This window comes from Pseudidiomarina donghaiensis (assembly GCF_900116895.1).
GTDB lineage: Bacteria > Pseudomonadota > Gammaproteobacteria > Enterobacterales > Alteromonadaceae > Pseudidiomarina > Pseudidiomarina donghaiensis.
This window is the reverse complement of record NZ_FPCF01000001.1, coordinates 1,020,299-1,043,124: the sequence shown is the minus strand read 5'-3', so window position 1 is coordinate 1,043,124 and position 22,826 is coordinate 1,020,299. Positions and strand designations below refer to the sequence as shown.

Below are 22,826 nucleotides of genomic sequence, written 5' to 3'. Positions count from 1 at the left end.
TTAATAGTTTATTTCAGAAATTCACTAGCGAAATGACCGTCAAAATGATAATGTTCGCGCAATTTTTGGGATGAACGAGGAATACCTAGAATGTCTTTATTCGAACACAAAGAGTTCGACCAACACGAACAAGTCGTGTTTTGTCATGACAAAGAAACAGGTTTAAAAGCAATTATTGCCATCCACGATACCACCCTCGGTCCGTCGCTTGGCGGTACACGCATGTGGAACTACGCGTCGTCTGCCGAAGCGTTAACTGATGTACTGCGGTTATCACGCGGTATGACCTATAAAAGTGCATTGGCCGGCCTTCCGCTTGGTGGCGGCAAAGCAGTTATTATTGGCGATGCAAAAACAATTAAAACCCCTGAGCTCATGCGTGCCTATGGCCGTTTCGTTAACTCGTTAAGTGGCCGTTACATTACCGCTGAAGACGTTAACATTCGTACCAGTGACATTGCTCATGTGGCTGAAGAAACAGCGTTTGTGGCTGGTACTGCCGAAAAGGCCGGTGACCCATCGCCACACACCGCATTAGGTACTTACTTAGGCCTGAAAGCAGCGGCCAAACATAAATTTGGCAATGACAATTTGAACGGCTTGAAAATTGCCGTACAGGGTCTTGGCGCTGTAGGTTATGACTTTGCTGAATACTGCGCCAAAGAAGGCGCACAGTTATTTGTCACAGATATTAACGAAGATGCCTGCAACAAGGCTGCTGCTGAATTAAACGCAACAGTCGTTGGCTTAGATGATATTTACGGTTTAGACGTAGACGTGTATGCCCCTTGCGCGTTAGGCGCAACCATTAACGACGAAACTTTAAAGCAAATTAAAGCGAAAGTTATTGCAGGTAGCGCGAACAACCAGTTGGCCACACCAGCACATGACAAAATTGTCATGGACATGGGCATCTTATACGCCCCTGACTACGTAATTAATGCTGGCGGCGTTATTCACGTATGTAGCGAAGCGGCAAACATGAGCCGTGAAGAAACGGATAAGCGTGTTCGTGATATTTACGACACCTTAGATAAAATCTTTGCTCGTTCTAGCGCAGAGCAACGCCCTACTGGTGAAATTGCTGACCAAATGGCGCGTGAAGTTATTGCCAATGCGAAAGCTGCGCGTTAAGCGCAGTTTTCAGCAAGCCATTGAAGCGGGTGTAATGCCCGCTTTTTTGTGCTCATTCGCTCAACCTGCGAGCGACATGAAAAGCCAGTTGCAAGCGTAATTACCGCCTCCTGCTCAACCTTTTCACGCCAACTTAAATTATAGAGCTTTTGGCTAACCGCTTGGTTTTCTACTTCATGGCCAAAGGTTCCGGCCATACCGCAACAGCCACTAGCCTGCACCTGCAAAGGTATACGCCATGTACTGAAAATTTTCTGCCAATGCTGGGCAGCCTTCGGCATCGCCGTTTGTTCAGTACAGTGCGTAAACAGCTGCAATGATTGCGTTGGGGTTTTCATTGCTATCGCTGAAGCGCGTTCTGGTAGAACATCAACTAGCCACTCTTGTACCAATTGCACCTGATAGTTTATGGGGTGCTTGGTGTACTGTGCGTATTCATCATGCAGGCAAAGCACTGTAGAAGCATCAAGCCCAATCATCGGTACTTTTAACTTAGCAACAGCATTTAATTGCGAGGCAACCTTGTCTGCGGTTTGTTTGAAGCTCTTCAAAAAACCTTTAACGTGCTGGGCCTTGCCGTTGCCCTTAAACGCCAGCAATACTGGCTTAAAGCCGATTTTTAACGCGAGTTGAGCAAATGCTTCTAACAGTTCAGCTTCATAAAAACTGGTAAACGGGTCTTGGACAATAACAACGCACTGCTGTAACTCTCGCTTTGGCATCGCTGCTAATTCATGTTCACTGAGATGCAACCACTGTCGGCTTTTCCAGCGCGACGCTGCCGACGGTACTGATAATTTAGGTGCGTCAATATAACCAAATAACTTACGGGTAACCCATAAGCTAAATGGGTTATGGCTCAGCAAGTTACCCAGTCGTGGCCACTTGGCCATAGCTTGTGCTAATGGCTCAACATTTTTAACCAAATAATCTTTGACTGGGCGTCGGTATAATTCGTAATACCAGGCCAAAAATTTAGCGCGAAAGCTTGGCACGTCAACCTTTACTGGGCATTGGCTAGCGCAGGCCTTGCACGCCAAACAACTTTCCATCGCGGCCTTAACTTCATGATTGAAGTCAAATTTCTCAGCGCTTGGAATCTGCTTGAATAATTCAAAACGACCTTGCTGAGGAAAACCCGTGGCGTCAAATTTATGCTCGGCATTTAAACGTAACCACTCACGTATCAGTGTTGCTCGCCCTTTCGGTGAATTGCGTCTATCGCCAGTGGCTTTAAACGAAGGACACATCGCTGAGTCTGCGGCATAGTTAAAACACAAACCATTGCCGTTACAATTCATCGCTGCGGCATAGTCGTCGCGCACTTCAATTGGAATTTGCCGATCAAAATAGCCACGTTTGGTAGCATCCACGGACACTAACTTGGCAGTGGTGCCAAACGGCGTACATATTTTCCCGGGATTCAAGCGGTTATCCGGATCAAACACCGCTTTTATTTTTTGTAATTCACCATATAGCTCATCGCCGAAGAAGCTTGGTGCGTACTCGGAACGGTAACCTTTACCATGCTCACCCCACATTAAGCCGCCATACTTTGCGGTTAACGCCGCCACCCGATCACTTATTTGACGCAGTAATACTTCGTCTTCTGGGTCGGTCATATCAAGCGCTGGGCGTACATGTAATACCCCCGCATCAACGTGCCCAAACATGCCGTAGTGCAATTCGTAACTGTTTAGAATGGCGCGAAACTCAGCAATGAAATCAGCCAAATTTTCGGGCGGCACGGCCGTGTCTTCAGCAAAAGCAACGGGCTTGCGGCGCCCTCTGGTTGCCCCCAGCAGCCCAACGGCTTTTTTCCGCATGGCATAAATGGTTTGTATACTGCTGGCGTCGCGACAAACTTGATAACCTATAACACCTAGTTCGGGTTGTGAATTAATCAGGTCGTCAAGTGCTGCGGTTAAGCTGTCCACTTTTTCATTAATTTCAGCGTCATCCACTGCGGTGAATTCCACCATATTAATGCCGTGCATCGCTTGCCCTTCAACCTCTTGCAGCTGTGCCGCAACTTGGTGCCAAATAATATCTTGGCGGGCTAAATTAAGCACATTACTGTCGATAGTTTCAACCGATGTTGCGCGGGCTTTGACTAAAAACGGAGCGTTGCGCAAAGCCGACTGAAAGTCACTGTACTTTACGTTTACCAGTACTTTATGGCGTGGTATTGGCGTCAAATTTAGCTTGGCTTCGACAATGCACGCTAACGTGCCTTCTGAGCCCGCTAGCAGCCTAGAAACATCAATAAGTTGACGTTCAGGGTCATAGCAATGCTTAAGATCATAACCCGTTAAAAAGCGATTCAACGGCGGAAACTTCGCCTCTATGGCGTCGCGCAAATCGACACAGGTTGCTAACACCTGCCGGTAAATAGCGCCTTCAAGTGTTTCGGTGGCGGCTATTTGTTGCGCTTGCTCAAGCGACTTGGGGGCTGTGGTAATGCACTCACCATTAAGCAGAACTGCTTTTAGCTCCAGCACATGGTCACTGGTTTTTCCGTACACCAATGAACCTTGCCCCGAGGCATCGGTATTAATCATGCCACCAATGGTGGCGCGGTTACTGGTGGATAAATCAGGCGAGAAAAACAACCCGAATTCACGCACTGCGTCATTAAGTGCGTCTTTAACAACTCCGGTTTGACAACGAACCCAACCCTCATCAGCATTCACTTCCGCAACCTGATGAAAATAGCGGCTTAAGTCCACCACAATACCAGCACTAAGCGACTGGCCATTGGTGCCTGTACCACCGCCGCGCGGTGAGAATTTTACTGAACGAAATTGGTCGTATTGCGCTAACGCAAAAGCTTGCTGCACCGCAGCTGTGGTGCGCGGATACAGCACCGCTTGGGGTAGCTGCTGATACACACTATTGTCGGTTGCAGCCATTAAACGGCCACTGTACGAACCGTCTATATCACCATCAAAACCCGCTTGTTCAAGGGCTAACAGGTAGCCCTGATACACTGATTCAATGCGCGTTTCACGCCGCTCAAATGCGGTATATGCCGGTAATACTTGCTCCGATTTAGTCATAAAACGCGCTCAATACCCTTAACCGTGGTGCTTAGCCAAATATAACCAAGTTTCAACCACCGTATCTGGGTTTAATGAAACCGAATCAATACCCTGTTCAACCAACCAAGCGGCAAAGTCAGCGTGATCAGATGGGCCTTGGCCACAAATACCCACGTACTTACCTTTTTTCTTGGCAGCTTGAATGGCCATGGCTAACATGGCTTTCACGGCTTCGTTACGTTCATCAAATAAATGCGCGATAACGCCTGAGTCGCGATCTAAACCCAAGGTTAGCTGAGTTAAGTCGTTTGAACCTATTGAGAAGCCGTCAAAAATATCCAGGAACTGTTCTGCTAACAGCGCGTTTGAAGGTAATTCACACATCATAATAACGCGCAGGCCATTTTCGCCTTGGCGTAAGTCTTGCTCAGCTAATAACTCAATGACCTTACGGCCTTCTTCCAAGGTGCGCACAAACGGAATCATCACCTCGACATTGGTTAAGCCCATGTCGTTACGAACACGTTTGATGGCTTCGCACTCCATAGCAAAACAGTCGCGGAACTCTTCTGAAATATAACGCGAAGCACCACGGAAACCTAACATTGGGTTTTCTTCATGTGGCTCGTATTGGCGCCCGCCCACTAAGTTGGCATATTCATTCGACTTAAAGTCAGACATACGCACAATAACGCGCTCTGGTGAAAATGCTGCCGCTAGGGTTGCAATACCTTCCGTCAGCTTACCGACGTAATATTCGCGTGGGCTATCATAACCCGCCATGTAGCCACGAATTTGTTGTTGTAATTCAGCACTTTGCTTATCAAAGTTTAACAAGGCTTTCGGGTGCACACCAATCATGCGGTTGATAATAAATTCAAGGCGCGCCAAGCCAACACCTGCGTGTGGCAACGAAGCGAAATCAAATGCGCGGTCTGGGTTACCTACGTTCATCATGATTTTTAATGGCAACGCAGGCATATCGCCAACATCAGAAGTGGTCACATCAAACTGCAGTTCGCCTTCGTAAATGTACCCCGTGTCGCCTTCGGCACAAGAAACAGTGACTGCGGCACCGGCAGCAATACGATCAGTCGCATCGCCACACCCAACAACCGCTGGAATGCCCAACTCGCGAGCGATAATTGCCGCATGGCAGGTACGCCCACCACGATTGGTCACGATGGCCGACGCACGCTTCATGATCGGTTCCCAGTCTGGGTCGGTCATGTCGGTCACCAGCACGTCACCAGGCTGTACTTTGTCCATTTCAGAAATATCGTTTAGAACACGGGCAACACCGGCACCAATTTTTTGCCCAATTGCGCGGCCTTCAGCCACAACCTGGCTTTTCGATTGCAGCGTGTAGCGCTCTAAGGCTTGGCCAGTTTTGTTGGACTGCACGGTTTCAGGGCGAGCTTGAACAATGTATAACTTGCCGTCAATACCGTCTTTGGCCCACTCAATGTCCATCGGGCGACCATAGTGCTGCTCAATGATCACAGCCTGGCGTGCTAACGCCTCTACTTCGTCGTCGGTAATTGAAAAACGCGACGACATATCGGCCGGAATATCGATAATCGAGGTTTGTTTGCCATGGTCAACCGCATCTGAGTACACCATTTGTACTTTTTTACTGCCCAAATTACGGCGTAATACCGCAGGGCGATTGGCTTTTAAGGTTGGTTTATGAACGTAAAACTCGTCAGGGTTAACCGCCCCCTGCACCACCATTTCGCCTAAACCAAACGACGATGTAATGAATACCACTTGGTCAAAACCAGATTCTGTGTCAATGGAGAACATGACACCTGACGCTGCAATGTCACTGCGAACCATGCGCTGAATACCCGCCGACAGTGCGACACCGCGGTGATCGTAACCTTGGTGCACACGGTACGAAATGGCTCGGTCATTAAACAACGAAGCAAATACATGTTTAATGGCTTCCATGATGGCATCGATGCCACGCACGTTCAGAAAGGTTTCTTGTTGGCCAGCAAAGGATGCATCTGGCATGTCTTCGGCGGTGGCGGAGCTGCGTACGGCAAAGCTCACTTCATCGTTGCCGCCGCTAAGCTGCTCATAAGCCGCACGAATGGCTTGGTCTAGCTCAGGTTGAAATGGGGTATCAATCACCCATTGGCGAATTTGCTTACCGGCTTCCGCAAGCGCTTTTACGTCGTCGGTGTCTAAATCGTCCAAAATTTCGTGAATTCGTTCATTCACGCCGCTTTGTTCAAGAAACTCATTAAAAGCTTCTGCTGTGGTTGCAAATCCATTTGGCACATCCACACCGGCGCCTGCCAGGTGGCTAATCATTTCGCCAAGCGATGCGTTTTTACCACCCACCCGGCCAACATCGTTCATCCCTAATTGATCATACCAAAGCACATAGTCTTGTACGTTATTCTGCACGTTGAGTTCCTCGTGGAGTTTAGGCGTGACACAGTTAAACTATTTAACTGCCCGAATGGCATTGTATTTTACACACTGCCACCTCACAAGTTAACATCTTATGCACTTTTATCTGCTAGGAATATCGCCACAATGCGCACAATTTTTTACATTTCAGACGGAACTGCCCTTACGGCCGAAGCTTTTGGTAAAGCGATGCTGTCGATGTTCCCATTAAAAGTTATTCACAAAACGCTCGCTTTTATTGATACACCAGAAAAAGCTGAAATTGCGGTCAATCGCATTAATCAAGCGTTTGAAGAGTCAGGCGAACGCCCAGTCATTTTTCATACTTTTGTCAGCATTGATATTAAACGCGTCATTACCTCTAGCCGCGGGAGCTGCTATGACTTCTTAGATTATTTCGTGGCGCCGTTAAGTAAAGAGTTAAACATGCCGGCCCAACCGAAAACCCACCGTACCCACGGCATACAAGAGAATAATGATGTACGCGAAAACTATGATTTTCGTATTGATGCGGTGAACTATACGCTGGCGAACGACGATGGCAGCAATGTGTCGAACTATGATGAGGCAGATATTATCTTGCTGGGTGTTTCACGTACGGGGAAAACCCCAACCAGCTTGTACTTAGCCTTGCATTACGGCATTAAAGCGGCCAATTACCCGCTAACAGAAGACGATAACATGGAGAATTTACAGCTACCTAAGGTGCTCAAGCCGTTTCGTCACAAAATTTATGGCTTAACCTTAGACCCCCAGCGCTTGCATGAAATACGTAGCAAACGCCGCGAAGGCAGCCAGTACGCATCCATGCAGCAATGTCGTTACGAATTGCAAGAAGTCGAGAAACTGTACCGCCGCGAAGCGATACCATTTCTCGACTCGACGCGTTTTTCAGTGGAAGAAATTGCCGCTAAAATTTTGGCCGAAACCAATCTCGAGCGGCATCGCTTTTAAGCGTTGTCGCCCTGCTCTGCAGCGGTCTCTGCACGCGCGTTGGTGCTTTCAAATATTTTGTCCGCCGACGCTGCCACAAACCCGGTATACAACTGATTGGGTGCAATTTCATAGCGCTTCGCAAACTCATAGAAACAGCTGGGAATCACTTTTTCCATATCGCTAAAACGCACGGCTGTATGATCGGCCATGGTGGACGACTGCTCAAGAAATACGTCACTTGAGCCTTTAATTTCGCCACCCGACGTATTCAGCCTAAACCCTGCTTCTTTAAGGGTCTGGTTCACTTGCTCTAGCGACTCATAGTCTGGCAGTTCATTCACATTCACCGTGAAATGATTCGCGCGGAAACCAAAGGCGACCATCCAAGCTGCATACTCACTTTCTTCCAGCAGCTGCTCGTAATCGGCACTGCTGATCTGCCAGTGCGCACCTGAATATAAAAATTCTGGGTTCGCAACCTCTGCAGGGTTAATTTGCGCGACCAATGCTTGCACAATTTGCTGTAGTTTCGGTGAAAACTCTTCAACTAACAGCTCTGAAATAAAGATTTTCGGCAATTTCGGATCGCTATGTTCATAGTGCTTCGCCACCAATTTTTTGGCTTCAAATTGGTAATCACCACAGGCTTTATAGCCCATCGCCTCAAAGTGTGCTGCAAGTGCTTGCAGGCGCACAGGGGCAATGTTAAAGGTGCGAAAAGCAACATGATCATTAATAATGGTACGGCCTTGACCGAGCACTTCATGAACTTTTGCCGCCGATGGGGCTAACTGAATGTAATCGTTCCATAGGTTGTCAAAAAACTGCTCGACAGACTGTGACATATACTACTTAAACCTCGAAAATGTCGTGAAATAAGATTAACCGCGACCTTGTCGCGCTTCTTTTAATGAATCAGCCACCAAAAAGGCCAATTCTAAAACTTGATCGGCGTTTAGCCGCGGATCACACTGGGTGCGGTAACGTTGCGTGAGGTCATGCTCACTAATTTGATAAGCACCACCAGTGCACTCCGTCACATCTTCACCGGTCATTTCTAAGTGAACACCACCTGGGTAAGTTCCCTCGGCTTGGTGTACAGCAAAGAATTGACGTAACTCGCGGTGAATGGCGTCAAAATTACGCGTTTTTAAGCCATTTTCAGCTTTAACGGTATTGCCATGCATTGGATCGCTCGACCACACCACATGACGGCCTTCGGCTTTCACTCGTCGTACAATGCTTGGTAAGGCATCCCCTAAGTTGTCCGCACCCATGCGTGTAATTAACGTCATGCGCCCTGGCTCGTTTTGTGGGTTTAGCACGTCAAGCAATTGAATAACGTCGTCCGGCTTCGTCGTCGGCCCTATTTTAACACCGAGTGGGTTATGAATGCCACGCATAAACTCAACGTGCGCATGGTCAATTTGTCGTGTCCGCTCGCCAATCCACACCATGTGCGCCGAACAATCATAGGGCAGCCCGGTTAAGGTATCGGTACGGGTTAACGCTTCCTCATAGGACAGCAATAACGCCTCGTGCGAGGTAAACAACTGGGTTTCATGAATCGTCGCATTGCTCTGGGCGTTAATACCCAGCACTTCCATGAATTTCAGCGCCGATTGAATTTGCTCAGCTACCTGCATGTACTTTTCTTTCAATGGATTCGCTTCAACAAAGCTCATGTTCCATTTGTGTACTTTATGCAGATCGGCTAAACCACCTTGGGCAAAAGCGCGCAGCAAGTTCAACGTGGCGGCGGAATGATGATACGCGTTAATCATCCGGTTTGGATCGGGCTGGCGCGCTTGCTCGGTAAAGTCCGCACCGTTGATAATATCACCACGATAACTTGGTAAAGACATACCATCAATCGATTCAAAGTCGCTAGAACGCGGCTTTGCATACTGCCCCGCCATACGCGCAACTTTCGTCACTGGGCACGAACCTGCAAACGTCATGACCACGGCCATTTGTAGAATAACCTTGAAGGTGTCGCGAATTTTCGGCGCGGTAAAATCGCTAAACGACTCGGCGCAATCGCCGCCCTGCAATAAGAACCCATGGCCTTGGCTAACCCGCCCCAACTGCGAACGCAACGCCCGAATTTCTTCGGCGAATACCAACGGTGGGAATTTTTTCAGCTGCTGTTCGACCATCTGTAACTCATTGAGCGATGCGTACTGCGGCTGTTGCTGGATTGGCTTATCCCGCCAGCTTCGGGCACTCCAATTGGTCATGTTATTCCTTATTTTTTATAAACGCTCAAGCGCATGAATGCGTTTTGTGAGTGGCGGATGGCTCAAAAATAATTCGCTAAACGCACGTTTACTTTGAATACCGAACGCCATCATCGAACCGTCTAAGGTCGACTCTTGTGCGCCTTGCAAACGCCGCAGCGCGGCGATCATTTTATGCTTGCCAACCAGTGCGGCAGCACCCGCATCGGCTCGGAACTCACGTTGCCGTGAAAACCACATCACAATCATACTGGCTAATATGCCAAAAACTAATTCCAGCACCATCACAATGCCAAAATAAGCAAACGTACCTAAGCCCCCGCCATTTTGCGAGTTGCTGCGCGTTGCATTATCAATAACCGTGGCGATAACTCGGGCAAAAAACATTACAAAAGTGTTCACTACGCCTTGAATGAGTGTCAGTGTCACCATATCGCCATTGGCAATATGGCTCACTTCGTGGGCTAGCACAGCCTCAACTTCGTCTTGTGTCATGTTGCGTAGCAAGCCGGTGCTTACCGCCACCAAAGAGCTCTTCTTGCTCGCACCGGTAGCAAATGCGTTCGGCTCAGGCGAGTCATAAATAGCAACTTCAGGCATCGGAATACCTGCTTTTTGGGCTTGCGACCCCACGGTATTTAATAACCATTGTTCGGTGCTATTACGCGGCTGCGTGATGGTTTGCGCACCAACAGATCGTTTCGCTAGCCATTTTGACAAAGCCAATGAAATAAACGCACCACCAAAACCAAATACAGCGGCAAAAATGAATAAACTTTGATATTGCGAAGGTTGCACGCCAAATGCTGGCAGTACAATATTCATCACAATACCCAGCACCATTAAAATAGCCAAGTTGGTTGCTAAAAATAGACCAATCCGCAACATACTTTATAACCTCATCATGACTTCAACGGACACCCTGTTTTATAAGGGCGATAGCCTTTAATTACAAGGCTTTTAGCCTGTTATTTCGAGTTATTTTTGTTACCCTATACTCCAATCAATTGTTATTACGTCGGAGACCCCATGTCTGTATCACCTAAAACCGCCAAATTATTGCTGCTAAGCAGCTCAAAAGCAGGCGACAGTGCCTATTTAGCTCCCTGCATTGACGCTATTGTGCAGCATTGTGATACACGCCGAATTCTATTTATACCTTATGCCGGCGTTGGCATGCCTTACAGTGACTACACGGCTAAAGTGCAACAGGCCTTAGCGCCAGCTGGTATCGACGTGGTTGGTATTGAAAGCTTTAATGACCCGCGCCAAGCGGTGGCCGACGCGCAAGCAATCATGGTCGGAGGCGGCAATACCTTTCACTTATTGCACCAGTTGTATCAGCACCAGTTAATCGCGCCTATTCAAAACGCGGTAAACAGCGGTATTCCTTACGTAGGCTGGAGTGCCGGTTCAAATGTTGCTGGTTTAAGTATTCGAACCACCAATGACATGCCCATTATTGAACCACCATCATTTGCAGCTCTGCAATTAGTGCCGTTTCAACTCAACCCGCACTATAGCGATTATCAGCCTCCGGGCTTTCATGGTGAAACGCGCGATCAGCGGCTTGGTGAGTTTATGGCGATTGCCCCTCAAACACCTGTAATCGGCATTCCTGAAGGTACCGCATTGCAGTTGGAAAATGGCCGTTTAACCTACCAAACCACTGCATTTAGTCAAAACAGCCCAGGCTACCTGTTCTTGGGCGGACATAAACAAGCCATCAGCCCCGGCACCGATTGCAGCCAGTGGTTGTCACGCTAGCTATTCACCCATGAGCTTAGGTCAAACCTCGCTGCCACCGCGGCGGGGTTTGCTTGTGAATGAAACGGCACTTCCGCTAATAACGGCGCAGCAATACGTTGCTGCAAGGTCGCGAGATTTTCAGCATAATTTGACATGGCTACCGCTTGTGTGGTGTTCGCAATCCACCCTGATAACTGCAAACCCCGGCGTTCAATATCTGCCACCGTTAACAATGCGTGATTTAAACACCCCAATTTCATTCCCACCACGAGCACCACTGGAGCGCCCAGCGCTTGTACGAAATCAGCTAACGACTGATTCTCATTCAGTGGCACTAGCCAACCTCCAGCGCCCTCAACAATACACCAATCGGCGTCATGCGGTAACTCGTTGTAATGCCTTAGCAACGCTTCAACACTGACTCGTTGGTGCACTTGCTGCGCAGCTATATGTGGCGCAATGGCAGGGGCAAAACAAAACGGATTCGCTTGCTGGTAAGTTAATGGCGAAATGGCTGCCCCCGTTGCTGCTAACAAACGCAGGGCATCGTCATTACGCAGTTGTGATTGTTCATTATTGAGCGCGACAGGCGCAGCGCCAGCGGCCACCGGTTTGAGGACTCGACAGCTTTGTTGGAGACTCTGCAAGGCGTGTATTAATGCCTCCGAGCAAAAGGTTTTGCCGGCATCGGTGTCGGTACCTGTGACAAAAACAGGGCGCATATTAAATTACCTTTTGTTTATTCTGGTTAACGATTACGCAATCGCTTTAGTTATACTCACAAAACCGATATGCCAATTCAGATAAAGCAGTCCATCGGTTTCGCGGTAGCATTCTAAGTCTTCTTCAACTTGGCGTAATTGCTTGCGCGTTAGGCGCGCCCTGCCCGCAGGCTGATAATTCGCACCAATACCTTTAAGGTCATACAACATGTCACGCATATTCATATAAGGAATGCCAATATACTCGGTATCAAACTTAGGTGAACAAGCCGCAAAAACCCCTGTTTGTGCTATCACCTGTTGCACGTATGTAAGCAGCTCTGACCTGCGTAAAAACCGATTATGATGGCTGTGCCCCGTTACCCGCAGAAATAGTCGCCCTAAAGGTGCCATTGAGCCTTCAAGCACGGTGCTAAAGGCCAGGGTCCCACCCGGTTTTAAACATCGAAGCAGCTGTTGCAATACGTCAGCTAGGCTATTGGTCCATTGCAGTGCCAAATTCACATAAATGTGGTCAAAACTTTCAGGTGCAAAGGGTAATTGTTCTAGGTCACCCTGTAACCAGTTGTATTGAGGAAATTGTTCTTGTGCTTGCGCTAGCATGCCAGCTGACAAATCAAACCCGTAATAGGTCGCTGCTCGAACGCTCAATGCGTGCGTATTGACCCCTGGCCCACAACCAGCGTCTAACACCACCCCTAATCGCTTCGGTAAGCGATGAAGTAACATTGCCGCGCACTGTTGTTGCAAACGGTTGTGCTGCGCATAGCGACGAGCTGCTTTACCGAAGCTTTCTGCTATCCGTGCTTTATGGTGCTCTGGCATCGTTATTTACCTGCATGCTTTTTCTTCGGATTTTTCTTGAGCAACTGCTTGGGAAAGCGCTTGATTAAGCCCTTGAATGAGTCGCTGAATATCCGCTTTGGCATGCTGAGCACTTAAGGTTATCCGTAAGCGTGCGCTGCCTTTTGCAACCGTCGGTGGGCGGATAACCCCCACCACAATGCCCTGCTCTGCCAACAGATGACCAATAGTCAAAGCCGCTTGTTCGCTACCTATGGGCACAATTTGAATAGCATGGTCACTTGGCGCCAGCGCAATATTGTTTTGCGCACAGGTGCTACGAAAGTAATCAATATTTTCGGCCAGGCGCGCGCGCAGATACTGCCCCTCATGACCTTGGGCTAGCCCAATAGCGGCACTAACGGCTGCCGCTTGCGCGCCACTGAAGGCCGTTGAATAGATGTATTCGCGCCCACGGGTATGTAAATAGGCGATTAAGTCGCTAGACCCAACTATCGCTGCGCCCATCACGCCAAGGCCTTTACCAAAGGTTGCCGTAATAACTGGCAACTGGCGCTGCGTGAACAGCCCCGCAGCACTGCAGCCTTCAGCGCCAAGCACACCTAAGCCATGGGCATCATCTATCCACAAATCAGCTGTCGCCTGCGCCGCTAAATCAGCAAGCGCCGCAAGCGGTGCTTGATCGCCATCCATACTAAAAACGCTTTCGCTTACCAATAAACTTGTGCCTTTAGCAGGCAACAGTTGTTGCGCGTGTTGCACGTTATTGTGGCGAAATCGTTTCCAGCTGCTGGTTGCATCGGTCATCCCATCAAGCAGCGATGCATGGCTGAGCTTGTCCACCACCACGCGCGAATACATCGGCGCCAAACTTCGCATGGTGCAGTGGTTCGCCGAAAATCCGCTGCTAAATAACAACGCATCATCGCGCCCCAACCACTCGGCAAGTTGTCGACACAAGTATGCATGTGGTGGTTGAAAGCCACTCACTGCCGGCGAGGCACCGCTACCAGCGCCCCATAGTTGCAGCCCATCAGCATATGCTTTTAACACCAGCGGATGTTGACTCAGCCCTAAATAATCGTTGCCAGCAAATGAATATTGCTGCGCGCCCGGCTGGAAAACCCGACGCTTACGCAATAAATTCTGCTGTTGCAGTTGGTTTAGTTGCGCACTGAGTTCGGTTGCAATGTGCATGATTGGCTGCTTTTGTTGGCCCTAGCGAGCTTCGTAAAAACGCGCAGGTTGCTGCTGTTCATTCACCGCATCCGTAATAACCGCTTCATGCACGTCATCGCTATAATCTGCATGCGCCATAGGTTGTAGGCCTAAACGCTCGAACAACTGCAAATCGCGATTGGTTTCTGGGTTTGGTGTGGTTAGCAGCCGTTCACCGTAGAAAATTGAGTTGGCACCAGCCATAAAGCACAAGGCTTGCAATTCATCTGACATGGTTTCTCGGCCAGCAGATAAACGCACAAATGACTGCGGCATTAAAATGCGAGCTACCGCAATAGTGCGAACAAATTCAAATGGGTCTAAATCGTCCAACTCGGCAAATGGCGTGCCTTTTACTTTAACCAACATGTTCACTGGAACACTTTCAGGGTGCTGCGGTAAATTCGCTAGTTGAACTAACAGCCCAGCTCGATCGCGACGGCTTTCGCCCATACCCACAATACCGCCAGCGCACACCTTCATCCCGGCGTCACGGACGTTCTGTAAGGTGGTTAGGCGATCTTTATAAGTACGTGTGGTAATAATTTCGCCATAAAACTCCGGCGATGTGTCCAGGTTATGATTGTAATAGTCGAGTCCAGCTTCTTTCAGAGCCTGCGCTTGCTGCGGGCTCAACATTCCTAATGTCATACAGGTTTCTAAGCCAAGCTCTTTCACCCCTTTGATCATTTCAATCACATAAGGCATGTCGCGATCTTTCGGGTTGCGCCATGCGGCGCCCATACAAAACCGGCTAGCGCCCTGCTGTTTGGCAGCCTCAGCTTCTTTTAATACCTTTTCGACTGCCATTAACCGTTCACGATCAACGTCTGTGGTGTAGTGCGCGCTTTGCGGGCAATACTTACAGTCTTCCGGGCAAGCCCCGGTTTTAATCGACAGCAAGGTGCTTACCTGTACTTCATTGGGATTAAAGTTTTCGCGGTGGATTAACTGCGCTTGAAATAGCAATTCATTGAATGGCAGTGCAAACAGCGCTTCAATTTCGGCGACTTGCCAGTCATGACGTAATGACGTTGTGGAGGCAGACATACGGCCAGTCCTTATGTTCGTTGTTCGTTATTCGTTATTCGTTATTCGATGTTGGTTGTTGTGTAGGGTACGGAGATTCTCTAAACTGTCAACTTAATAAGCTATTTTTATATTACAAGCGAACAGATTTTAACCAATGATAACAAAGAATGACTTAGCGTTTGACCGTCAGCACATTTGGCACCCTTATACATCTTTTGCCAACCCTTTACCGGTTTACCCTGTGGCTAGGGCCGAGGGCTGTGAGCTGATCTTAGAGGACGGTACCCGCTTAGTCGACGGCATGTCGTCCTGGTGGGCTGCTATTCACGGTTATAACCATCCGCAGCTGAACGACGCTGTAACGCAGCAACTTCAACGTATGAGTCATGTTATGTTTGGTGGCATAACGCACCAACCGGCCATTCAGTTAAGCCGCGCCCTACTTGATATTGTTCCGAACGGGCTGACTAAAGTGTTCTTGGCCGACTCTGGCTCTGTCGCGGTTGAGGTTGCGATAAAAATGGCGGTGCAGTATTGGTTTAGCCGCAACCTGTCAGCCAAAAATCGCCTAGCAACCATTCGTGGCGGGTATCACGGTGATACTTTTGCTGCTATGTCAGTGTGCGACCCTGTTAACGGTATGCACAGCCTGTTTAAAGGCAGCTTGCGTGAACAATTGTTTGCCCCGATTCCAAACCTTAGTCCAGAAGACGCGTGGCAGCCAGAGGCGTTAGAGCCGCTCGCGAACCTACTCAAAAACCATCATCACGAACTAGCTGCACTTATTCTTGAGCCCATAGTACAAGGGGCTGGGGGTATGCGCTTTTATCACCCTGAGTACCTGCGCGGCGCACGGCAACTGTGCGATAAATACCAGGTATTGCTCATTGCCGATGAGATAGCCACGGGCTTTGGTCGCACGGGTAAACTCTTTGCTTGCGAGCATGCTGATGTAACGCCAGATATTATATGTTTAGGTAAAGCCTTAACGGGTGGCTACATGACGCAGGCCGCGGTTTTAACCTCAGACGAAGTCGCCAACACCATTAGTCATGGGCCGGCTGGCGGTACCTTTATGCATGGCCCCACCTTTATGGGCAATCCGTTGGCTTGCGCGGTGGCGGTTGCAAGCCTTGAGTTGTTGCTAAAAAGCCCTTGGCAGCAACGTGTTGCAAGCATTCATGCGCAACTAACCGAAGCGCTTGCAGAAGCTCGCCAGTTTAAGGGGGTTGCCGATGTTCGTTGCTTCGGTGCTATTGGTGTTATTGAAATGCGCGAACCAGTTGATGTTGCTGCAGCGCAGCGAGTTTGTGTTGAAAACGGCGTGTGGATACGGCCCTTTGGAAAGCTTATTTACGTCATGCCACCGTTTATAATTTCAAGCGCGCAACTGAGCAAAATAACTCAAACCATGAAGCAACTTGCGCAACAAGCGTGATTTTCGCTTGAGTCTGGCGTAAAGCAAGGTAACATATCAGCCTATTTTATCTTTATACCCTTAACTTACGGAGTTTGTAGGCTTATGTCCTTCGCTACAATTGTCGATGTTCTATCGGGAAAAGTTGCCGTTGGTGATGAAGTAACTGTACGCGGCTGGGTGCGCACCCGTCGTGACTCAAAAGCAGGTATTTCATTTATTAACGTGCATGACGGTTCGTGTTTTGATCCTATTCAGGCGGTCGTACCGAATAATCTCGACAATTATGACAGCGAAGTTCTCAAGCTGACTACAGGCTGCAGCGTTGCAGTAACGGGTACCGTGGCTGAATCGGCCGGTAAAGGCCAGTCGTTTGAAATACAGGCAACCGCGTTGCAGGTTTATGGTTTTGTTGAAGACCCAGACACCTACCCAATGTCGCCAAAACCCCATTCGATGGAATACTTACGCGAGTTTGCGCACTTACGCCCACGCACCAATATTACCGGCGCTGTTATGCGTGTACGCAACTGTTTATCGCAAGCGCTGCATCGCTTCTTTCACGAACGCGGCTACTTGTGGGTGGCTACGCCAATTATTACTGCGTCAGACGCGGAAGGCGCAGGCGAAATGTTCCGCGTATCTACGCTTGATTTATTAAACTTGCCGCGCACCGAACAAGGTGACGTAGATTTCAGCAAAGATTTTTTCGGTAAAGAAGCCTTTTTAACAGTTTCTGGCCAATTAAACGGCGAAACCTACGCCTGCGCCCTGTCAAAAATCTATACCTTTGGCCCGACATTCCGCGCTGAAAACTCAAACACCAGTCGCCATTTGGCAGAATTCTGGATGGTTGAGCCTGAAGTTGCGTTTGCCGATTTAAACGATATCGCTTACTTAGCTGAAGACATGCTGAAGTACTGTATTAATGCCGTACTCACTGAACGAGCCGATGACATGGCCTTCTTCCAGCAACGGGTCGACAAAGGCGTTTTGGATCGGTTACAGCATGTGGTGAGCAACAAGTTTGTGCACATGGACTACACCGACGCTGTCGAAATTTTGCAAAACTGCGGCAAGAAATTTGAATACCCAGTTGAATGGGGCATGGACCTACAGTCAGAACACGAGCGCTACCTTGCGGAAGAGCACGTTGGTGCGCCTATTGTTTTGAAGAACTACCCGAAAGACATCAAAGCATTTTACATGCGTCAAAACGACGACGGCAAAACAGTTGCTGCCATGGATGTATTAGCACCAGGTATTGGAGAAATCATTGGTGGTAGTGCACGTGAAGAGCGCCTTGAGCGCCTTGATGCGCGTATGCACGAGCTTGGCCTGCCAACCGAAGATTACAGCTGGTACCGCGATTTGCGCCGTTATGGCACCGTACCTCATGCAGGTTTCGGGCTTGGCTTCGAGCGTTTAGTTACCTACGTAACCGGCATGGGCAACATTCGTGATGTGATTCCATTCCCTCGTGCGCCAAAAACCGCTGATTTTTAATTCTAAGCGAGTTTAGTCGCATGTGTTGATGAAAAAACCAGCCTTTCGGCTGGTTTTTTTATGCCATACGCACTTTGCTCATTATATCTTTGTGGGGCTTTATCGGGGTTGGCACCGCTGGCGTACCTACGTAAAGAAAGCCCACAATGGCGTCCTCAGGTCGAAGCCCTAAGCCCGCTTTGACAGTTTCATCTTCAGCAAACCAACCCGTACGCCAAATGGCTCCTAACCCTTGCGCAAAAGCGGCTTGTTGAATCAACAAAGCCGCACACGCAGCACACGACAGTTGTTCGTCTCGCGGTACCTTCTCATGTTGCTGATATTTCATGGCAACCACAATCACCATGGGGGCTCGCAGCGGTAGTTGGTTTGCTTGCGTCACTTGTGTCGCCTCTAAACCTTTGTGCTGCGCAGCTTGGCTGAAAATCTCCCCCAACTGCTGGCGTTTATTTTCGCTAAAAACGATAAACTCATAAGGCATTAACGCCATATGATCGGGCGCCCGCCCTGCGGCCTTCAACAATAAATCAAATTGCTCATTTGACGGGCCTGGCTCAATTAAACGCGGCATCGATGAGCGCGTGGTTAGCAGTTCAATGGCATCCATAGTCACCAAAATTTCACCTCGTTTGCAAGGCGCATTAGCGCCATTATGATTTATCTGCATAGCTTAACAAATGATCACGCTCTGTTACATTGTCTTACTGGTTTATCTGTTTTTTCTGCGGTAATCTGCTGTCCATGTATCTGTCAAATTAGGAATAAACCGTATGAGCGGGATTGCTTCAGTGTTTAAAAAGTTATTCGGTTTGGTCAACGCCATTCGCAAAATTATTGTGAATATTGTTTTCTTTATCGTACTAATTTTAGTTATCGGCATATTCGCGGCCGAAGAAGAGCCCATTGTGGTGCCTGAAAATGGTGTGTTAGTACTCGAATTAAACGGCTTTTTGGTTGAAGAAGAAACCTGGGTTGATCCGGTTGATCAGTTTTTCAATGAGGCCTTTGGTGGCGGTGGTGAGCCGCCGGAAATTTTGCTGGCCGACCTGCTAATCGCTATTGAAAATGCCGCTAGTGACGAGCGCATCAGCGGTATTCAGCTTAACTTAACCAATTTCATGGGCGGCGGCTTTAATAAACTTAAACAAGTTGGTTTAGCCTTACAGCAATTTCGTGAAACTGGTAAGCCGGTGATTACCTACGCCGACTCATACGGTCAAAATCAGTATTACCTAGCAGCGCACGCTGACAACCTGTACATGAACCCGCTAGGCATGATGATGTTTGAGGGTTTTGGTTCGTATCGCTTATATTTCAAAGAGCTGCTAGAAAAACTCAAAGTATCAACGCACGTATTCAAAGTGGGCGCATACAAATCAGCGGTAGAGCCTTACACACGTAACGACATGTCTGACCAAGCACGTGAAGCCAATCAAGTGCTTTATGATGAACTTTGGCAGGCTTATATCAGCGATTTAGCAAACTTGCGCGATATCGATGCTCGCATTTTATCGGGCGACATCAATGATTTTAATACGGTGCTTGCTGAGCAAAATAATGACTTTGCCCTACTTGCTAAATCATCCGGCTTAGTTGACGAATTATATTCGCGCGAACAATTCCGCCAAGAAATGATTTCGTTAACCGGTCTCGACAAAGATGAAAAGTCATGGCGTCAAATTTCACATCATCAATATCTAAAATCTCTGAACGGTGAAGCCTTTGTAGAAAACGACAAAAAGCGTAAGAACATCGCAATAGTTGTGGCTCGCGGTGTTATTGTCGATGGCAGCCAAAAAGCCGGCATGATAGGTGGTGACAGTACTGCCGAGCTATTGCGCCAGGCGCGTTTAGATGATGACGTAAAAGCCGTTGTTTTGCGCATTGATAGCCCAGGCGGCAGCGGTTTCGCTTCTGAAATTATTCGCCAAGAAGTACTTGAGTTGCAAAAAGCCGGCAAACCAGTGATTGCCTCAATGAGTAGCGTTGCCGCCTCAGGCGGGTACTGGATTGCTGCCAGTGCTGATGAAATTTGGGCTGCGCCATCAACCATTACCGGCTCTATCGGTGTGTTTGGTATGTTCTTCACCTTTGAAAATTCACTTGCTGAAATTGGCGTATACAATGACGGCTACCACACCACCAACCTGCCGGTATTGGATATTACCAAAGGCTTAGACGACAACGCCAAGCGTGTTGTACAGCTGAGCATTGAGAAGTTTTACAAAGACTTCGTATCTATGGTGGCCGAGAGCCGCGACATGTCTTACGAAGAAGTACACGCAGTGGCGCAAGGTCGCGTTTGGACCGGTTCACAAGCACTTGAGCACGGCCTAGTTGACCAACTTGGCGAGCTCAATGACGCTATCCGTGCTGCAGCACAATACGCAGACTTAACCGAATATGACGTTAAACTTATAGAACCTGAGCTGTCGCCACGCGATCAATTCATGCGCGAATTTTTCGGGCAAGCAAGTATCTTATTGCCTGTTAAACCGACCCAAAAACTTGGTTCGCCGATTGAAATGCAATTGCAAGGCGTGTGGAAGGAAGTTAAATTACTCGACAAATTTAACGACCCTAACGGTGTTTATGCACTGTGTGAACTTTGTCCGTTGCAATAAGACATGACTAAAAAACGCATCTACGTCGCTTATACCGGCGGCACCATTGGTATGCAAAAATCGGCACAGGGTTACATTCCTGTGCCGGGTTTTCTCACCGAGTGCGTTCAGCGCATGCCCGAGTTCTATCGGGACGAAATGCCTGAATTCACCATTCACGAGTACACCCCGCTGATGGACTCTTCTGATATGTCGCCAACTGACTGGCAACATATTGCTGAAGATATTCAACACAACTATGACGACTACGATGGCTTCGTGATCTTACATGGTACTGACACCATGGCTTACACGGCCTCGGCCTTGTCGTTTATGTTTGAAAATTTGGCGAAGCCCGTCATCATTACCGGCTCGCAAATTCCGCTCGCCGCATTGCGTTCCGACGGCCAAACAAATTTGTTAAACGCCCTCTATATTGCGGCCAACTACCCGATTCACGAAGTTGGATTGTTTTTTAACAATACCTTGTACCGCGGTAACCGCGCCACGAAAGCCGATGCCAACGGTTTTAACGCGTTTGACTCACCGAATTTCTCGCCACTGTTGCAAGCAGGTATTCAAATAAGTGTTGATGCTGGCGAAGTTAAGCCAATCGGTAACGCACCCTTGCAAGTGTCGGCGGTAACGCCACAAGCCATTGGGGTGATCACCCTATACCCTGGCGTGTCAGCGGCTATTTTTGACAACATGCTGCAACAGCCTGTGAAGGCCCTCATTATGCAAAGCTATGGGGTTGGTAATGCGCCACAAGACAAACAATTATTAGCAAGCCTAGAGCGTGCGATAGCCTCCGGTACCGTCGTACTCAATTGCACCCAATGCTTCAAAGGCAAAGTAAACATGGGCGGCTATGCAACGGGTAACGCGCTCGCCCAAGTGGGTGTGGTGAGTGGCCATGATATGACCATAGAAGCAGCGTTAACTAAGCTGCACTATCTGCTCTCAAAAGGTTTAAGCCAAGCACAAATTAATTCTCAGCTAGAAACCAATCTGCGCGGCGAATTAACTGCCTAATCAGCACTTTACGACAGATAAAAAAAGGCTCGGGACCAATCCAAGTTGTCCCGAGCTCAGGGGAATGGCTCAAGGGATTGAGCCGTGCGCTAACTCGATAAATGTCGAGGGTAAAAATTAGTTTAGACGCAATTTTTAGAAATGCGAATTTTTTGTGTAAAAAACGTACTAATTTTTAGCGCACGCGCTTAAACAGGTTATAAAAGTTTTCTGAAGTTGTTTCCGCCACCTCAGCTAACGTGAGCCCTTTCACATCGGCCACACATTTTGCAACCTCGCTGACATAGGCTGGCTGGTTTTCTTTACCACGGTGCGGTACAGGAGCTAACCAAGGGCTATCGGTTTCAATCAGCAAACGCTCAAGTGGCAAGGCTTTTACCACGTCGCGCAGCTCAGTGGCATTTCGAAACGACGCAATACCAGAAATAGAAATGTAAAAATCAAGATGCTCTATCGCTTGCTGGGCCATCTCTAACGACTCGGTAAAGCAATGTAACACCCCGCCACAACGCTCAGCCTGCCCTTCACGCAACATCGCAATGGTATCTTCGCGTGCGTCACGAGTGTGAATGATCAATGGCTTATCAAGCTCATTGGCTAACTCAATATGGTATTGAAAGCTTTCTTGCTGCACCGGTCTACTTTCAGGATCATAATAGTAATCTAAGCCTGTTTCACCAATGGCCACCACTTCAGGTAAAGCTGCCCATTGCGCAAGTTGCTCACGATTTAAAGGGTGTTTAGCAACATACAGCGGATGAACACCGCAAGAAATACTCACATCTGGAAATTCAGCAACTTGCTCGCGCATGCTCGGAAAATCATCCAATGTCACGCCAATACATAGCATGTGTTGAACTTTGGCAGCGCGCGCAGCATCTATAACGCCACTGAGTTTACCGTTAAATGGTTCAAGATTTATTTTGTCGAGGTGACAATGGGAATCGACAAACACAACAACTCCT

Annotated in this window: 18 protein-coding genes; 7 read left to right on the top strand and 11 right to left on the bottom strand. The window is 48.4% G+C overall.

Annotated elements, in window-relative coordinates:
* The first annotated feature begins 90 nt into the window (after positions 1-90).
* A complete protein-coding gene (locus tag BM334_RS05105; protein ID WP_092838744.1) occupies positions 91-1,134 on the top strand; it encodes a Glu/Leu/Phe/Val dehydrogenase dimerization domain-containing protein in 1,044 nt (347 codons plus the stop codon).
* Here the strand turns inward: BM334_RS05105 and ydiJ are convergent.
* Entirely contained in the window at positions 1,131-4,193 is a 3,063-nt protein-coding gene (ydiJ, locus tag BM334_RS05100; RefSeq protein WP_092838741.1) for a D-2-hydroxyglutarate dehydrogenase YdiJ, read from the bottom strand. The two genes, BM334_RS05105 and ydiJ, sit on opposite strands and share 4 nt — an antisense overlap.
* An 18-nt stretch (positions 4,194-4,211) precedes the next feature.
* Positions 4,212-6,593 (bottom strand): phosphoenolpyruvate synthase, encoded by a 2,382-nt coding sequence (gene ppsA, locus BM334_RS05095; RefSeq protein ID WP_256209383.1) that lies wholly within the window; start codon positions 6,591-6,593, stop codon positions 4,212-4,214.
* A 132-nt stretch (positions 6,594-6,725) separates the two neighbouring features.
* On the opposite strand from ppsA, the gene ppsR reads away from it, so the two are divergent.
* Positions 6,726-7,553, top strand: coding sequence for a posphoenolpyruvate synthetase regulatory kinase/phosphorylase PpsR (gene ppsR / locus BM334_RS05090; RefSeq protein WP_055437967.1), 828 nt, complete (start codon positions 6,726-6,728; stop codon positions 7,551-7,553).
* On the opposite strand, the gene BM334_RS05085 is transcribed toward ppsR, so the two are convergent.
* From BM334_RS05085 to htpX, 3 genes are read right to left on the bottom strand one after another with little or no spacing between them, the layout of a single operon-like run.
* Positions 7,550-8,380 carry a DUF1338 domain-containing protein gene (locus BM334_RS05085; protein ID WP_092838738.1) on the bottom strand — a complete coding sequence of 277 codons (831 nt, stop codon included), beginning with the start codon at positions 8,378-8,380 and terminating at the stop codon, positions 7,550-7,552. The two genes, ppsR and BM334_RS05085, sit on opposite strands and share 4 nt — an antisense overlap.
* A gap of 36 nt (positions 8,381-8,416) precedes the next feature.
* Complete coding sequence (locus BM334_RS05080) at positions 8,417-9,775, bottom strand: class II 3-deoxy-7-phosphoheptulonate synthase (protein ID WP_092838736.1); 1,359 nt, start codon at positions 9,773-9,775, stop codon at positions 8,417-8,419.
* A 15-nt stretch (positions 9,776-9,790) separates the two neighbouring features.
* Positions 9,791-10,663 (bottom strand): protease HtpX, encoded by an 873-nt coding sequence (htpX, locus tag BM334_RS05075; protein ID WP_092838732.1) that lies wholly within the window; start codon positions 10,661-10,663, stop codon positions 9,791-9,793.
* 141 nt (positions 10,664-10,804) lie between these two features.
* Between htpX and pepE the strand changes: the two genes are divergently transcribed.
* Positions 10,805-11,542, top strand: a complete 738-nt coding sequence (gene pepE, locus BM334_RS05070) for a dipeptidase PepE (RefSeq protein ID WP_092838729.1) — start codon at positions 10,805-10,807, stop codon at positions 11,540-11,542.
* On the opposite strand, the gene bioD is transcribed toward pepE, so the two are convergent.
* The 4 genes from bioD to bioB are packed head-to-tail and all read right to left on the bottom strand — an operon-like array spanning position 11,539 to position 15,318.
* Positions 11,539-12,246 carry a dethiobiotin synthase gene (bioD, locus tag BM334_RS05065; protein WP_092838726.1) on the bottom strand — a complete coding sequence of 236 codons (708 nt, stop codon included), beginning with the start codon at positions 12,244-12,246 and terminating at the stop codon, positions 11,539-11,541. The genes pepE and bioD overlap by 4 nt on opposite strands.
* Positions 12,247-12,279: 33 nt before the next feature.
* On the bottom strand, positions 12,280-13,071 hold the full coding sequence (locus BM334_RS05060; RefSeq protein ID WP_092838723.1) for a methyltransferase domain-containing protein: 792 nt from the start codon (positions 13,069-13,071) through the stop codon (positions 12,280-12,282).
* 6 nt (positions 13,072-13,077) lie between these two features.
* Positions 13,078-14,247, bottom strand: a complete 1,170-nt coding sequence (locus BM334_RS05055) for an aminotransferase class I/II-fold pyridoxal phosphate-dependent enzyme (RefSeq protein ID WP_092838720.1) — start codon at positions 14,245-14,247, stop codon at positions 13,078-13,080.
* 21 nt (positions 14,248-14,268) lie between these two features.
* On the bottom strand, positions 14,269-15,318 hold the full coding sequence (gene bioB, locus BM334_RS05050; protein WP_092838717.1) for a biotin synthase BioB: 1,050 nt from the start codon (positions 15,316-15,318) through the stop codon (positions 14,269-14,271).
* Between the two features lie 136 nt (positions 15,319-15,454).
* Here bioB and bioA point away from each other — a divergent pair, with 136 nt between their 5' ends.
* On the top strand, positions 15,455-16,738 hold the full coding sequence (bioA, locus tag BM334_RS05045) for an adenosylmethionine--8-amino-7-oxononanoate transaminase (protein WP_198677338.1): 1,284 nt from the start codon (positions 15,455-15,457) through the stop codon (positions 16,736-16,738).
* Between the two features lie 84 nt (positions 16,739-16,822).
* Positions 16,823-18,223, top strand: coding sequence for an asparagine--tRNA ligase (asnS, locus tag BM334_RS05040; protein WP_092838714.1), 1,401 nt, complete (start codon positions 16,823-16,825; stop codon positions 18,221-18,223).
* Between the two features lie 58 nt (positions 18,224-18,281).
* On the opposite strand, the gene BM334_RS05035 is transcribed toward asnS, so the two are convergent.
* Positions 18,282-18,830, bottom strand: a complete 549-nt coding sequence (locus BM334_RS05035) for a nitroreductase family protein (RefSeq protein ID WP_092838711.1) — start codon at positions 18,828-18,830, stop codon at positions 18,282-18,284.
* Positions 18,831-18,993: 163 nt separating this feature from the next.
* Between BM334_RS05035 and sppA the strand changes: the two genes are divergently transcribed.
* Entirely contained in the window at positions 18,994-20,847 is a 1,854-nt protein-coding gene (gene sppA, locus BM334_RS05030; protein WP_177215003.1) for a signal peptide peptidase SppA, read from the top strand.
* A 3-nt stretch (positions 20,848-20,850) separates the two neighbouring features.
* On the top strand, positions 20,851-21,861 hold the full coding sequence (ansA, locus tag BM334_RS05025) for an asparaginase (RefSeq protein WP_092838708.1): 1,011 nt from the start codon (positions 20,851-20,853) through the stop codon (positions 21,859-21,861).
* Between the two features lie 175 nt (positions 21,862-22,036).
* Here ansA and BM334_RS05020 read toward each other — a convergent pair whose 3' ends face one another.
* Positions 22,037-22,816 (bottom strand): TatD family hydrolase, encoded by a 780-nt coding sequence (locus BM334_RS05020; RefSeq protein WP_092838705.1) that lies wholly within the window; start codon positions 22,814-22,816, stop codon positions 22,037-22,039.
* Positions 22,817-22,826 lie beyond the last annotated feature (10 nt).

Excerpts from the sequence above, each read along its gene's own strand:
- BM334_RS05105 (WP_092838744.1), top strand. The coding sequence starts at position 91 with ATGTCTTTATTCGAACACAAAGAGTTCGACCAACACGAACAAGTCGTG.
- ydiJ (WP_092838741.1), bottom strand. The coding sequence starts at position 4,193 with ATGACTAAATCGGAGCAAGTATTACCGGCATATACCGCATTTGAGCGG.
- ppsR (WP_055437967.1), top strand. The coding sequence starts at position 6,726 with ATGCGCACAATTTTTTACATTTCAGACGGAACTGCCCTTACGGCCGAA.
- BM334_RS05085 (WP_092838738.1), bottom strand. The coding sequence starts at position 8,380 with ATGTCACAGTCTGTCGAGCAGTTTTTTGACAACCTATGGAACGATTAC.
- BM334_RS05080 (WP_092838736.1), bottom strand. The coding sequence starts at position 9,775 with ATGACCAATTGGAGTGCCCGAAGCTGGCGGGATAAGCCAATCCAGCAA.
- htpX (WP_092838732.1), bottom strand. The coding sequence starts at position 10,663 with ATGTTGCGGATTGGTCTATTTTTAGCAACCAACTTGGCTATTTTAATG.
- pepE (WP_092838729.1), top strand. The coding sequence starts at position 10,805 with ATGTCTGTATCACCTAAAACCGCCAAATTATTGCTGCTAAGCAGCTCA.
- bioD (WP_092838726.1), bottom strand. The coding sequence starts at position 12,246 with ATGCGCCCTGTTTTTGTCACAGGTACCGACACCGATGCCGGCAAAACC.
- BM334_RS05060 (WP_092838723.1), bottom strand. The coding sequence starts at position 13,071 with ATGCCAGAGCACCATAAAGCACGGATAGCAGAAAGCTTCGGTAAAGCA.
- BM334_RS05055 (WP_092838720.1), bottom strand. The coding sequence starts at position 14,247 with ATGCACATTGCAACCGAACTCAGTGCGCAACTAAACCAACTGCAACAG.
- bioB (WP_092838717.1), bottom strand. The coding sequence starts at position 15,318 with ATGTCTGCCTCCACAACGTCATTACGTCATGACTGGCAAGTCGCCGAA.
- bioA (WP_198677338.1), top strand. The coding sequence starts at position 15,455 with ATGATAACAAAGAATGACTTAGCGTTTGACCGTCAGCACATTTGGCAC.
- asnS (WP_092838714.1), top strand. The coding sequence starts at position 16,823 with ATGTCCTTCGCTACAATTGTCGATGTTCTATCGGGAAAAGTTGCCGTT.
- BM334_RS05035 (WP_092838711.1), bottom strand. The coding sequence starts at position 18,830 with ATGGATGCCATTGAACTGCTAACCACGCGCTCATCGATGCCGCGTTTA.
- sppA (WP_177215003.1), top strand. The coding sequence starts at position 18,994 with ATGAGCGGGATTGCTTCAGTGTTTAAAAAGTTATTCGGTTTGGTCAAC.
- ansA (WP_092838708.1), top strand. The coding sequence starts at position 20,851 with ATGACTAAAAAACGCATCTACGTCGCTTATACCGGCGGCACCATTGGT.